The following is a 14,348-nucleotide window of genomic DNA, read 5'->3' as shown; positions in this document are numbered from 1 at the left end:
TATCCAAATTTAAATCAAAGCTCAAGAGATTTTCAGCTTTCAAGACCTTTAAAATCAAGTCTAGCTTGATTGGATTGAGGCCTGTTGCTTCAATCAATTGGCTATATTTTATTTTACCTATATTAATACCCATCAATTTTTTATATACAACAACAAATTCCTTCCTGTCAAATTCAAGCATTTTAAACTTGTTTTTCAAGTATATAAAATCTGATTTATCATAATTAATAAGTAGGTCAGAGTCCCCTATTTTTTTAACTAAATTATTGTACTGATCATAAGAGTCTAAATAGTCGTATACAATAATTTTATTATATACTTTTAAGTCAATTTTATCAATATTTCTTGGGTATATAAGGTCTATTTTCTGGTCATAATACAGATTTTTATCCGACAATGCCTTAAAATAACCATTGATGGTATTTACAAGCATTAAGTTGGAGTCACCTAGGTCCAGAAATCCTATATTTGGTGACTTTTCAACTTCCTTAGCATCTGATAGAGTCTTTATTTTAAATATATTATCTATATGTGTATAGTCAACATATTTGTCTCTACTTGTAGTTTCCTCTTTGCCATCTTGTGTGGCCCTATGAGCAGCCTTTCCTGGGTCTGGTATCATGAGGTCTATAATTTCCCCATAGTGTGGACCTGGATATAGGCTCTTAGGCTTTGACAACCTCATATCCTTCAATAACAATTGGAGACTCGTCCTATTGTTAAATGTGTTGGAATCAACCTGGAAAACAAGATCAATAAGGTCTCCCTCTTGATATCCAGTTCCCAAGTAGGCCATATTGAAGCCTATCACATCAAAGTCCTTGTCCTTTTCCACAAGAAGCTTAAGGTGATTCTTGTCTCTACCAATTGGCATCAACCTCTTTAAGAGGCAATTTCTCATCATAAAATATGGGGTAGGGTTCTTAATACCAAAAGGCTCTAAGATGTGGAGATTGTCAACTAGGTCTAGGTCTAGACTAGCTTGATCAATTTCATACTCTACCTTGATTACCTCTACTAGGTCCTCCTGGTTTAGCTCATAGTTAGCTATCTTATTTATTTTTTCTCTTAAAAGAGCAATTTTTGCTACCTCCATACTCATTCCAGCAGCCTGCTGGTGGCCACCAAACTTAGTCATATAGTCCCTACACTCATACAGGGCTGAGAAAATATCAAAGCCCTTTATGGACCTTGCAGATCCAACAGCCATATCCCCATCCTGACAAAGAAGTATACAGGGCTTGTAGTATTTTTCTGTAACTTTTGATGCAACTATACCTATTATTCCATGGTGCCAGTCCTTGCCTGAAATCACCAGGACCTTATCGTCTCTATAGGAAGTATCCTTAGATAGAATATCCTCTACCTCCATGTGAATCCTGGCCTCAACTTCCTGCCTTTCTGTATTTTTGGAATCCATCATTAGGGCCAGACTTTTTGCTTCTTCCAGACTATCACTTGTAAAGAGTTCAACTCCAAGTTTGGAAAAGCCAAGCCTACCAGAGGCATTGATCCTAGGTCCTATTGCAAAGCCTAAATGCGAGCTTTTTATCTTCGTCCCATCTAGTCCACAGACCTCTAAGAGGGCCTGCATACCTAAATTGTTGCCCTGGCCTAAAATCTCCATACCATTTTTTACAATAATCCTATTTTCATCTAATATTGGCATTATATCGCATATGGTAGCAAGAGAAACTATCTCTAAGTACCTATTAATATCTCTGTAAAATTCTTCATTACCTGACAGGGCGTGGATCAGCTTGAAGGCAACACCACATCCGCATATACCCTCAAAGGGATAACTAGAGTCATCCCTCTTTGGATTCACCACAGCATAGGCATCAGGTAACTTTTCCTGGCACTCGTGGTGGTCTGTTATTATGACATCGATACCTAAACCCTTGGCATAGTCTACCTCCTTTACAGAGGTAATACCACAATCTACTGTAATAATTAGACTACCATCCTTGCTAGCTATATGGTCAATAGCCTCTGTATTTAAGCCATATCCCTCCTCTAGCCTGTTTGGTATATAATAGTCGACAGGATATCCGATTGACTTAAAATAAAGGATCATGATAGATGTAGAGGATACACCATCCACATCATAGTCTCCAAATATCCATATTTTTTCATTTTCAGATATGGCCCTTCTCACCCTCTCAACGGTCCTATCCATATCCTTTAGCTGGAAGGGATCTCTTAGGTATTTAAGAGATGGGTCTGTAAACATCTTGACCTGGTCTTGGGTTTCTACGCCCCTATTTAGGAGGATTTGGCCTATTTCCTCCGGTATAGACATAGATTCCATCAGGTCATTTCTAGATGGCTCTTGCCTATGTAGTATATTCCATTTTTTCATCAAAGGCCTCCTCTATTTCTTGTCATGGTAGTTATTCCTAAAAATCAAGAAGACTAGGGTAATACCGATAACAAAGGATATCATAAATCCCATAATACTCACATACTTGATCATTACGCTATTTTGTATATTTGACGAAGCCAAAATAAGGGATGACCCTACTATGCAGGCTGCCAGCATTATACTCATCGACATCTGAGTAGTGAACTTCTTTATACTATTGTCCAAGCTAGGAGACTTTAGTTCTCCAAGTTCTAGCTTCATATTATTCTTCTCTAGAATTGACAGGATAGTCTTTATTTGGCCTGGCACTGTAATCCACTCATAGTAGTACTCGTCCATATTTGACTTAAATCTCAATAAATTCCTCTTAAGATCTACCTTTTCTTCCCTATAGTACTTGAGGTAAGAGTTAGCAATACTCTCCACACTAAAGTCCTTATACATGCCCCTAGATGTTCCTTCAAGGGTGATTACAGTTTTACCTAATATGATAAGCTGTGAAGGTAGTTTGATCTTATGGTTTCTCATAAACCTAAAGACCTCATCTAATATATCTGTTATACTCAACCTATCAAAAGGTATATCATAATAGTAGTGTATTAAATAGAGAAGGTCCCTTCTCAAGGCCTCCGTATTTATATCGACAGACATGGCATCCATATCGGTCAAAACTCTAACTATTTTATCAATATTCTTATTTGTAGAGGCTATTATTAGTTGATTTAGGAAACCTAGGGTCTTATCATCTATTAGACCTATCATTCCAAAATCGATATAGGCCAAGCGACCATCCTCTAGTATATACATATTTCCAGGATGGGGGTCTGCATGGAAGAATCCACATGTCATGGCCTGCCTAAAAAAGGACCTTACTCCTATGTCTACTATCCTCTTTTTCTCTTGATCATCTAGATTATACTGGTCTAGTTCAGACAAGCAAATACCCTCCACCTTTTCCATAACCAAGATTTTTTTACTTGTGTAATCACTGAATATCTCAGGTATAAATATTTCACTACTATTTTTAAATATCTTTCCTAGTTTGACCCCATTTACAGACTCAAACTTGTAGTCCAACTCTCTCAAAAGCTGGATTTCCATTTCCTTGATAAGCTCTTCAACATCTAGATTAAAGTCTTTTTTAATGCTGTTAAGGCTGGAACCAATATTTTTCAATATACTTATATCAGCCTTGATAGTTGACTCTATACCAGGTCTCTGGATTTTTATAACTACCTTTCTACCATCAAGTAGCCTAGCCTCATAAACCTGACCAATTGAAGCAGCAGCAATTGGCTCTTGGCTAATGTATGAAAATACCTGGTCTCTGTGACAACTTAGCTCTTCCTCTAAAATAGACATAGCTATATCGTTATCGAACATCTCGACATCATCCCTAAGCTTACTAAGCTCACCTATTATCTCATCATCAAAAATATCCTTCCTAGTGCTTAGGATCTGTCCGATTTTTATATAGGTAGGCCCTAGCTCTTCCAGGGCACACTTTAACCTTTGTGCTGTTGTCATAGACTTACTCTTTATGCTAGGTCCATGTCCAACCACCTTGGCAGATATAGAATCCTTATTAAGCCTGTCTACGATAAATCCAAATCCATATTTAATTAAAACTCCAGCGATTTCCTTATATCTACCTAGATATTTATAGCTTATCCTCATATATTATTCACCTTCAGTCAGTAATTTTGCCTGAATCATTATGGCACATTCCGTCCTCTTCTTCTGCATTTCACAGCCTAAATCGTATGGTTTTTTGATATCATTATTGAAATTTATTGCATTAGCATGACATCCACCAGAGCAGTAGAACTTGTTCCAACATGTTTGGCAAGTTTCCTTGTTATATACATGAGCCTCCCTGAACATAGTCGTAACATCTTCAGGTATCTCAATTCTTTCGTCATTTATATTACCTAGTATATAGTCTTCTTTACCTACAAACTGGTGACATGGATAGATGTCCCCATTTGGCACTATAGATATATACTCATTACCTGCCCCACAGCCTGTTATCCTTTTGATAACACATGGCCCCTGGTTTAGGTCAATCATAAAGTGGAAGAATTTCATCTTTTCCCCTTTTAGCTGCCTATCTGCCAGTTCATCTGCAAAAGATTCATATTCCTCAAAAATCTTTGGAAGGTCTTCCTCTCTTAGGGCAAATGGATTAGACTCATCATCTACAACTGGTTCTATAGATGTTAATTCAAAGCCCAGGTCTGCAAAATGCTTTACATCCTCAGAAAAATCCAGGTTATCCCTAGTGAAGGTACCCCTAACATAGTAGTACTTGTCCTTTGGCCTTTGACTAACTAACTTTTGGAACTTCGGTACTATAATATCATAGCTACCCCTGTCGTTTACAGTTGGTCTCATACCATCATTTACATCCTTCCTACCGTCAAGCGATAGGACTACATTATGCATGTGCTCATTTATAAAGTCTATCTTTTCGTCATCGAGAAGAACTCCATTTGTCGTAATTGTAAACCTTATATTCTTTCCAGCAGGTTTTTCTACTTCCCTACCATACTTTACCAATGCCTTGACTACTGGCCAGTTCATCAGTGGCTCACCACCAAAGAAATCTATTTCAAGGTTTCTCCTATTACCAGAGTTTGCTATTAGGTAGTCTATGGCCTTCTTACCAACTTCAAGAGGCATAAGCTCAGCCTTACCACCAAAGTCTCCCTGCTTAGCAAAGCAGTACTTACACTTTAGGTTGCAGTCGTGGGCAACATTTAGACAGAGCGCCTTTACTACTGGTTGCCTATTTACAAAACTAGGATGGAACTTGTACTCATCCTCTGAATACAGTAGTCCCTCTTCTTCCAAGTTTTTTATTTCTTCATAGGCCTCCCTAATCTTGTCAGCCTCAAATTCACCTTCTAGAGTCTTTATTATATCCTCTAGACCTATTTCTTTATAAAAGTCTAATACCCTATATGTCACGTCATCTATTACGTGAACAGCTCCTCCATTCACATCTATGACGATATTATATCCATTCAAACTATACTTATGTATTAATTCCACCCTATTTCCTCCTACTTTAAAAATCCTTTACACTTTATTATACCACACGATTATATTGCTATACAAAAAAACCAACCCATATGGATTGGTTTTTATTTAAAAATCAATAATATATCCCTATTTAAACTTAATTTAGGTCCTATAACTTAGTTTCCATAGAAGGCTGCCTTAAAGGCCTCTACAAAAATAGATCTTGCCTCAGAAATCTGGCTTCCCTGGATAGGACTATCGCCTTCAAGGTCATTGAACATCTGAGTGGCTACAGATTCAAGCTGGCTTTCACTACCACCACTCTGTCTAAAACTACTACCTGCATTAGCACCGGCACTCCTAATTTCACTTCTTAGACTGTTATTTAAGCTAGAAACCTTTGGAACAAATCCTTGATCGTCATTAGAATTTGAATCGTTATTACTTGGCTTATTAGTATTTGAAGACCTGTTATTTTTATTGGAATCTTCATCAGTTCTTCTCTTATTTGAAGTCTGGTTCTTATCAGTATCTTCGTTTTTCTTATTTGAAGTCTGGTCCTTGTCAGTTTTTGAAGATGTAGTATTCTTATCGGTATCATCTGTCACAGTCTGATCATCACTTGCCTTAACAGACTTACCTCTAACCTTTTCAACATCCTGCCTTATCTTGTCCATCTTTTCCTTGAAATCCTTGAAGAGACTATCGTACTCCTTCATTTCCCTCTTGTACTTAGTAGAATCAGTCAGAACATGGTCTGCCATCTCTAGAGATTTTACATACATCTTTTTTAAGACATCCTTTGCTTCATTTAAAGGCTTGTACTTAATATCTGTACTAGCTAAAAGCGTCTGACCATTTTTGATCAGGTCCTTGGCTGAAACTAGGTCGCTCTCAAGTTCTGGATTCTTACTAGCATCACTTATTGTCTTTAAGTTATTCTTGAGGTCATTGTAATATGACAATATTTCCTTATATTCAATAACCACTTCTTCCACATTGTCTTTCGTAATCTCTGTAATATATTCTGTTTTCTGGGTTTTATCACTACTATTGGTATCAGTCTTTTTATTGCTACCACATCCTACTGTCAAAGTCATGGCAAGTACCAAGCTGGCAACAATAGTCTTTTTGAATAAATTCAAAAACTCCACCTCCATTTCATAGATATTTTTTATTATACCATATTTTCTTATAATTCACAAAAAAATATATAATTATTCTTGTATATAAGTGTTTATACACATATTTTTTTGCATTGTAGGTCACAAAAATATTTAATATTTCACTTGAATTCCTACGATATAATAAATCACCTAAATTATCCAGCAAGAGCATTGACTTTGCGCCATCATAGGCTAATTAATATTCTGTATTTGCATACAGGTCATTTAGTGCTTCATTAGCCGCCAAATATTTCATCAAAAAAACTTAGTTGCTTTGAAATTTCCTTTTCCTCAAATAAATTCAAGTAATTAAATATAGCCTCATTATCATGGGCAATATTATTCTGCTCACAAAATCTGTGAAATAGACCCATTAACTTTTTATTATTTTGACTGGTCACTATATAGCCGTTTCTGTATTCACTCAAATATTTATTTTTCAATCTTGGAAACTTTTTATCTAGTTGGGAATAAAAATATTCTCTGTTACCATCCCTAAGTGTAAGACCCATACCAAAGCATATTATCCCATATACACCGGCATCTTTACAATAATTCAAAATACCAAGAATATTCTCTTCCGTATCATTTATGTATGGCAATATTGGACATAGCCAAACTACTGTCGGTATCCCTTCATCTCGCAATACTTTTAATGCTTCAAATCTTTGTCTCGTAGTTGAAACATTGGGTTCAATTTTTTTGCACATATCTTCATTATAGGTTGTCAAGGTCATTTGAATAACACATTTAGTTTTTGAATTTATTGCCTTAAGTAAATCTATATCTCTTAAGACATTCGCAGATTTCGTTATCAGTGTAGCACCGAATCCATACTTATTTATTAGTTCAAGAGCTTTTCTCGTATAGTTTAAGTCCATCTCCTCACTAAGATAGGGATCTGTCATTGAACCTAAACCAATCATACATTTATTTCTCTTTCGCCTTAATCTTTCTTCTAAAAGAATTATTCCATTTTCTTTTACCTCTATATCCTCAAATTTATGGTTCATCTGGTAGCAATTACTTCTTGAGTCACAATATATACATCCATGTGTACAACCCCTAAACAAGTTCATTCCATTTTTTGAAGATAAGATTCCTTTTACTTTAGTAAAATGCACTTTAAATCCCTACCCTACTTTTTTCGATTTGCAATTTTTCCTATGAGTTTTAAGCTTTTTCATAGCCCAATCATAATGGCTCGAGGTCGCACTTACAAAATAAGATCCAAGTACACTTCCTCCGACCCACTTATATATCTCTTTTGTAAACAATTCTTCATCTGTGAATGTTTCAGCCAACTCTAAAACATCCCTATGGGATTTATGAAACATTTCAGTCGCACATTCAAGAGAAGTATTTTGGTGTTTCTTCCAAAATTCTACGTTCATATCCCCATAAGTTTTCCAGTTATATGGTTTAGGCAAAAATGGCCTTTCTTCCCCTTTTTGATTAGAATATACCCATTTTAAAATAAGCTGATGCCATTCATAGAGATGAATTAAAATATTTCTTAAATTCTTATCTCTTTTCCAATGAGCTTCTTTTTTCTTTTCATCTTTTGAAAAATCAAAAGGTGTATTTAACTCATCCTCGGTCATATTTGAAATAAGTAAATTAAACTTTTCATAGTTTTCCTTGGCATCAGTCAATAATTCTTTTTTTGCTCTAGGTCTTGGCATAATCTAATCTCCTTATCTAACTGTATATCTCAGTATTGTTTTTTGTTTTTCTTCTGATGTCCTATTCTTTTTGCTAAGATATATCTCTCTATGAAAATTGCCTGTTCTTGTAAGATTAAATTTTCTTGCAAATTCTTTCATCTGTTCAAACGATTTCGGCTCATCATCATAACTTCCGACATGTAAAATCTGTATGGCTTTACCCTCTTTAATTTCCTCAAAACTTATTTCATCATACAAGCTATTCGTTTCTTTCTTTTTCACATTTTCGAATGCTTTTATAAATATATCCTGTGTAATAAAATTGGGTTGTTTAATCATTAATGAGTATTTAAGTTTACTTTTATCAAGTGCTTTTTCATCACCTTTCTCCCAAATCCCCTCTAGTGGATATACCGTAAAATCTGTAATTTTATCATCAGATCTATTTTTCATACTTGCTTTAAATAGCATTTTGATTGTGTAAGCAAGTGAATATAAAGCGGATATTCTGTCAGAAAAATCAGCTTTATTCGGATCACCTTCACCTTTTATCATAATAAATTTTTGCTTTGGCACATCTACAATAATTGGCGTTTGCCTTACACCATAAAGGTTTTTTTCTTCTTTTCTCCATTCATATTTCATCATCCACCCCCCCTTTGTATCTTGATAATTTTATTATACAGAGAGATACTTGACACCATATGTCATATTATATATTTTTCTGCCATTTTATTTATCATTTCCTTAATCTGTATTCGTATCTCCTTTGGCTCTAATACTTCAGCACTATCTCCAAAGGAAAGAATATAGTTAAATAAGTTATAATCATTTGGCATCTCTATTTCAACGTATAGATTTCCATCATCTTCTACGATTTCTCCCTTTAACTCATCATATACTCTAAAGGCAACTTTATGATCAAACTTAACTTTGATGTTGACTGTATTTTCATATGGAATTTCTTTTTTCAGTATTAAATTTTCAAAGCTGTCTTCGAATTTTTCGGCATGAACTTCTAAATTTTTTATCCTAGACAATTTAAAATACCTGAAGTCATTTCTAAGTAAACATAGGGCATATAGGTACCAGTCCTGTCCTTTAAAAAGAAGCCTCACAGGTTTAACTCTTCTGCTTGTTTCTTCTTCATTGCTACTAAAGTATGAGAATGAAATAATACTCTTACTTAAAATGGCAGATTTAATATCATTAAATGTTCTTTCATACATCTTGTTGTTTTGCCAATTATTGAAGTCGACCTCAATCCAATTAGTACTTTTCATTTTAAATAATGCAGACAGTTTAGTCATGAGTTCATTTTCATAATGTTTAGTAGTATTATCCAATCCTTGAAGAGCTGACATAATTTGCTCTTTTTCCCTTTCAGTAAGCAATGATTTGCTCAGCACAAAATCTTTGGCAATTTCTATACCACCACCCTTTCCTTGAGTAGCATAAATTGGTATCCCAGCACCGCTAATTGAGTCAATATCTCGATAAATCGTTCTTACTGACACTTCAAATTTATCTGCAAGCTCATTTGCCGTAACTTTCTCTTTTTCTAAAATGTAATATAGTATTCTAAACAATCTATTATTTTTCATCATCTTAAATCTCCTCGATTCATTATACCACAGTAACATGACATCTTTTGTCATATTATATTATTTTCTATAACAAATCCCCCAGTTTATCTGGGGGATTTGTTATAGAAAAAACGCCGGATTGGTAAGGTCCGACGTTTGTGCACTATAAAAGTGCATGTTATTATGGTAGTTTTGTAAAAAAACAAAAAGTAATAGCAAATTAATTAGCTAGGGCAGCCTTTAGGCTATCGTTTCTATATGCAAGGTCCTTGTTGTCTGTAGGAACCATGACAACTGAATAACGTTTACCTTCAACGAAGAAAACTACGACCTTCTTGTCCTTAAAGTTATATTCCCTATACTTGTCCATTTCCTTGTTGCATACATTGCGTATCTGGCCGATTTCATTTGAATCTGCCAATACGAACTGGGCATCTGACTTCATCAGTAAGTTGATTAAGTTTCTCTCTTCACCAATTTCGTAAATCTTGTATTTTCTCAAGACTCTTTCCAACTGGTCATCTGTCAGGGCCACACTTATAGCTTTGTCATTCTCATTTTTAAGTATAGAACCACTTATATCCTGAACATGTACAGGATGTAATTCTTCAGGTCTAACATCGATGACCTTGCTAAAGTGTACGTACTGCTTATTACTCACATATCCTTCATTCTTGATTTCAACAAATCCAGGAATTAGGCCAATGCAGAACGATTCAATAGAATCCTTGCTAAACTTGTTAGATATAGGCAAAATCTTCACAGTATTTTTGTCTTCGTCTATATCCAAAATAACTGCGTAGTCTAAAGAGTATGTCTCATAGTCTACATCATCTAGTGCAAAAAAGTTATACCTTATAATATCACCTAACATTAGCTACACCTCCGCTTAATATTCAACATCAGGAAATCATTTCCAACCTTATATTAACACACTTTCAGCCTTAAGTCCAGTTTTTTTTACAAAAAAATAAGGTATTTGAATAAGAATTCAATATACCTTATTTTTTTAAAAAGCTCTAATGCCTTGATATTATAGGATTTTATAGCCCTATAACCAGTTATTAGTGTAGCATATATTTTTTGTTTTCAAGGATATTTTGCTTATATATTTAGTATATATTACATCATATTAAATGTATTTTACACTTTACTTCCTGGAATCTATAAACTTATCCATATAGTCTTCAATTTCTTCTGCAGTGCTTAGACCTAAAACTTGATCAGACAACTTCTGCATATCTGCCTCAGTAACAGAATTTATAAGTCTTCTAGCCCTTAATATAGATATTGGTGACATAGAGAACTCATCTAGTCCAAAACCTAGAAGGATTGGTATCATCTTCTGGTCTCCTGCTGCTTCACCACACATACCTACCCACTTGCCTTCCTGGTGGGCATTCTTAATCACTAGCTTTATCAATCTCAATACTGCAGGGTTAAACTGGTTGTAAAGGTAGCTTATTTTCTGGTTCATCCTGTCTACTGCACAAGTATACTGGATAAGGTCGTTAGTTCCTATTGAGAAGAAGTCAACATGCTTTGCTAATATATCAGAGATCACTGCTGCAGATGGTATTTCTATCATCATACCTAGCTCTACATCTTCAGCGTATGCTACTGACTCAGCCTTCAACTCATCCTTTACCTTCTGGCACATTTCTTTAGCAGCCAGCAATTCTTCTAGAGAGGATATCATCGGGAACATTATTCTAAGCTTACCGTGTACAGAAGCCCTATAAAGTGCCCTTAGCTGAGTCCTAAAGATGTCAGTCTTATCTAAGCATAATCTTATAGCTCTGTAACCTAAGAAAGGATTCATTTCTTCATCCATTTCAAAGTAGCTTAGCTTCTTATCTCCACCTATATCAAGTGTTCTAATTACAACTGGCTTACCATCCATACCCTCTAAAACCTTCTTATAGGCTTCATACTGGATTTCTTCACTTGGGAATTCATCATTATTCATGTATAGGAATTCAGTCCTGTATAGACCTACGCCCTCTGCATCGTTCTTTATTAGGCCCTCAACATCATCTGGTGTTCCTATATTACCAGCCAGCTCTACCCTCTTACCATCTATAGTCTTAGATTCCTGACCCTTTAATAGGGCAAGAGCCTTCTTATCTTCTTCAAAAACCCTCTTCTTATCCTGGTATTCATCAATTAGGGTCTGGTCTGGATTAATATATACCTGTCCCTTATCACCGTCAAATACTATTATGTCCCCGTCCTTGGCCTGGCATGTAATATCACTTAGACCTACTACTGCTGGAATTTCAAGAGTTCTTGACATTATTGCAGTATGGGAGGTCCTTCCTCCTATATCAGTTAGGAAGCCCTGAACCATAGCCTTGTTCATAGTGGCCGTGTCCGAAGGAGTCAAGTCATGGGCTACTAGAACTACCTCTTCATCAATTGCAGAAAGGTCAACAATCTTTATTCCAAGTATATGCCTAAGTACCCTATTAGTAACGTCCTTTATATCTGCTGCTCTTTCCCTCATGTAGTCATTGTCCATAGACTCAAATATAGTCACAAACATATCCTTTACTTCATTTAGGGCATATTCAGCATTTAGTGACTCTGACTTTATCTTGTTTTCTGCCTCACCTATAAATTCTGGATCCTCTAGAACCAAAAGATGGGCTCCAAATATTTCCGCTTCTTCTTCACCAAGATCATTTGCAACCTTGGCCTTTACCTTTTCTAGTTCTGTCTTTGATACTTTAACTGCGTCATTTAATTTATTAACTTCAGCTTCAACATCATTGATAGCCTTCTTTTCTATTACTATTTCATTTTCTTCTACCACTAGGGCTTTACCTATTACAATTCCTGGTGATGCTCCAATACCATTAAATAACATGCCTACCTCCATCAAATATAAATAAAATGTTAAGAGAAAACTCTTAACATTTTACAGTCTAGTTATACTATTTTTCTCCAAAACCACTTTCAATTAATTCTACTATTGAATTTAAAGCTAATTCTTCATCTTCACCGTGAGTTTCGATAACTACTTCAGTACCCTTAGCTAGGCCAAGCTTCATTATACCCATGATTGACTTAGCATTTACCTTTTCGCCATTGCAAACTAATTCTACACTTGACTTGAATTCAGATGCCTTCTTAACGAACATACTAGCTGGTCTAGCATGTAAGCCTGTTTCATTGATAATTGTTACTTTCTTTTCCATAATAACCTCCAAAAAATTCTCGTATTTGTGAAAACCTAAGACTATATAGACTTTCTAATAAACTATATTTTGATAAATGGTTTTGACGGATTGCGACCCTAGAGGTCATTTTTCGTCCCCATATATTCAACAAATATTATTATACCTGTATTTTACCCTAAATTCAATTAAATTACTAGTATTTATTTAAAATATTTTCTGTAAATTACAAAAAAACAAATTCTATAATTTTCGAACACGAGTAAAGGATATTTAATAAATATTATACCCAATATTTCCTATCATACTACCTATAATTTATCCTATCCTTTATTAGCTGGGCCCTGTGCTCATCTACAAACTTTAGGACACCTTCACTAATCCCCTTAGCTATATCCTGCTGGTACTTTTCATTTTCTAGTTTTTGGGCATCATCCTTATTGCTTATGAAGCCACACTGGACTATAACTGCCGGCATCTGCGTAAAGTTCAAGATATCAAACTTCTTTTCTAGCACACCCCTATCCTTCATCTCTACATAGGATACAGTTGTGTTTTGTATGCTTTCTGCCAAAAGCTTTGAAAGGTTCAATCTTTCGGGCTTGTCACTTACTTCCTTTATTGTATCCTTAGTAGGATCTTCCTTATTTTTATCACTTACCTTATTATCTTCCTGACCCGAAGTCTTTTTTGCACTTTCACCTGTATTTGTCTTGTTTTTTGATGTCTGAATTCCCTTACTTTCATCAGAATCCTTAGTCTTATTAGAATTCTTAATAGATGCCGTCTTCTTATTTTCATCCTTTATTAGAGAATCATACTCTATATCCTCTGGGCTAATATAGTAAGTATCTATTCCAGAAGCATCGTTTCTACTCGCCTGGGCACTTAACCTTATAGACACATATAGGTCTGCCTGGTTCTTTTTTGCATAGGCCACCCTCTCAGACAGCTTCATATCTTCATCATAGGACCTCACCATTATTACATTAATATCTGCTTGGTCTGAAAGGTTATCCTTGATATATTTGGCTATTTCTAGATTTATATCCTTTTCCTTTTGACTGCCCCTATAGGCGGTCATTCCTTCATTTATACCACCCTTGGCAGCATCAACTGCAACGTTTATAACATTCCTCTTCTTCTCTTCCATGAGCTCGATAGACTTTTGGCTCTGTGCAGCCTCTTGGGCTTTTTTAGCCTGGGCATTCTTATGACTCGACCATACTAGCCTACCTATGGCAAAGAAAATTATAAATAAAACAAAAAGGACTAAAAACAACCTGGTTTTAATTATTTTTTTCTTCCTCGGCCTAGTCCTACTCACTTGACTATTGGGCCTTCTATGATTATTGGATCTT

12 protein-coding genes are annotated in these 14,348 nt (G+C 35.3%); all 12 read right to left on the bottom strand.

Going from position 1 to position 14,348, the window contains the following annotated elements:
- Window positions 1-2,362 (bottom strand): single-stranded-DNA-specific exonuclease RecJ (recJ, locus tag ACW6OJ_RS04595; protein ID WP_456095885.1); only part of this gene is annotated, 2,362 nt, incomplete at its 3' end.
- Window positions 2,363-2,374: 12 nt separating this feature from the next.
- Window positions 2,375-4,042 (bottom strand): ABC1 kinase family protein, encoded by a 1,668-nt coding sequence (locus ACW6OJ_RS04590; protein ID WP_455104634.1) that lies wholly within the window; start codon window positions 4,040-4,042, stop codon window positions 2,375-2,377.
- Window positions 4,043-4,045: 3 nt separating this feature from the next.
- The gene (gene scfB / locus ACW6OJ_RS04585; protein ID WP_293699514.1) at window positions 4,046-5,419 is read right to left on the bottom strand and encodes a thioether cross-link-forming SCIFF peptide maturase; all 1,374 of its coding nucleotides are present in this window, start codon (window positions 5,417-5,419) and stop codon (window positions 4,046-4,048) included.
- A 146-nt stretch (window positions 5,420-5,565) separates the two neighbouring features.
- Window positions 5,566-6,543: a hypothetical protein gene (locus ACW6OJ_RS04580; protein ID WP_455104633.1), complete on the bottom strand. Its 978-nt coding sequence runs from the start codon at window positions 6,541-6,543 to the stop codon at window positions 5,566-5,568.
- Between the two features lie 248 nt (window positions 6,544-6,791).
- Window positions 6,792-7,679: a radical SAM protein gene (locus ACW6OJ_RS04575; protein WP_455104632.1), complete on the bottom strand. Its 888-nt coding sequence runs from the start codon at window positions 7,677-7,679 to the stop codon at window positions 6,792-6,794.
- Between the two features lie 9 nt (window positions 7,680-7,688).
- Window positions 7,689-8,240 carry a ClbS/DfsB family four-helix bundle protein gene (locus ACW6OJ_RS04570; RefSeq protein ID WP_455104631.1) on the bottom strand — a complete coding sequence of 184 codons (552 nt, stop codon included), beginning with the start codon at window positions 8,238-8,240 and terminating at the stop codon, window positions 7,689-7,691.
- A 12-nt stretch (window positions 8,241-8,252) separates the two neighbouring features.
- Window positions 8,253-8,867 carry a GyrI-like domain-containing protein gene (locus ACW6OJ_RS04565; RefSeq protein ID WP_455104656.1) on the bottom strand — a complete coding sequence of 205 codons (615 nt, stop codon included), beginning with the start codon at window positions 8,865-8,867 and terminating at the stop codon, window positions 8,253-8,255.
- Between the two features lie 62 nt (window positions 8,868-8,929).
- Window positions 8,930-9,826: a helix-turn-helix transcriptional regulator gene (locus tag ACW6OJ_RS04560; protein ID WP_293427048.1), complete on the bottom strand. Its 897-nt coding sequence runs from the start codon at window positions 9,824-9,826 to the stop codon at window positions 8,930-8,932.
- A 202-nt stretch (window positions 9,827-10,028) separates the two neighbouring features.
- Window positions 10,029-10,682 (bottom strand): hypothetical protein, encoded by a 654-nt coding sequence (locus ACW6OJ_RS04555; RefSeq protein ID WP_313964066.1) that lies wholly within the window; start codon window positions 10,680-10,682, stop codon window positions 10,029-10,031.
- A gap of 276 nt (window positions 10,683-10,958) precedes the next feature.
- Entirely contained in the window at window positions 10,959-12,677 is a 1,719-nt protein-coding gene (gene ptsP / locus ACW6OJ_RS04550; RefSeq protein ID WP_455104630.1) for a phosphoenolpyruvate--protein phosphotransferase, read from the bottom strand.
- Window positions 12,678-12,744: 67 nt separating this feature from the next.
- Window positions 12,745-13,008, bottom strand: coding sequence for an HPr family phosphocarrier protein (locus tag ACW6OJ_RS04545; protein ID WP_293427057.1), 264 nt, complete (start codon window positions 13,006-13,008; stop codon window positions 12,745-12,747).
- A gap of 286 nt (window positions 13,009-13,294) precedes the next feature.
- Window positions 13,295-14,348 (bottom strand): N-acetylmuramoyl-L-alanine amidase family protein (locus ACW6OJ_RS04540; RefSeq protein WP_456095884.1); only part of this gene is annotated, 1,054 nt, incomplete at its 5' end.

This window comes from Peptostreptococcus sp., assembly GCF_977045075.1.
Note: the sequence above shows the minus strand (reverse complement) of the source record. Positions and strands in the feature narration are given on the sequence as shown.

Excerpts from the sequence above, each read along its gene's own strand:
- ptsP (WP_455104630.1), bottom strand. The coding sequence starts at position 12,677 with ATGTTATTTAATGGTATTGGAGCATCACCAGGAATTGTAATAGGTAAA.
- ACW6OJ_RS04590 (WP_455104634.1), bottom strand. The coding sequence starts at position 4,042 with ATGAGGATAAGCTATAAATATCTAGGTAGATATAAGGAAATCGCTGGA.
- ACW6OJ_RS04555 (WP_313964066.1), bottom strand. The coding sequence starts at position 10,682 with ATGTTAGGTGATATTATAAGGTATAACTTTTTTGCACTAGATGATGTA.
- ACW6OJ_RS04545 (WP_293427057.1), bottom strand. The coding sequence starts at position 13,008 with ATGGAAAAGAAAGTAACAATTATCAATGAAACAGGCTTACATGCTAGA.
- ACW6OJ_RS04560 (WP_293427048.1), bottom strand. The coding sequence starts at position 9,826 with ATGAAAAATAATAGATTGTTTAGAATACTATATTACATTTTAGAAAAA.
- ACW6OJ_RS04565 (WP_455104656.1), bottom strand. The coding sequence starts at position 8,867 with ATGAAATATGAATGGAGAAAAGAAGAAAAAAACCTTTATGGTGTAAGG.
- ACW6OJ_RS04570 (WP_455104631.1), bottom strand. The coding sequence starts at position 8,240 with ATGCCAAGACCTAGAGCAAAAAAAGAATTATTGACTGATGCCAAGGAA.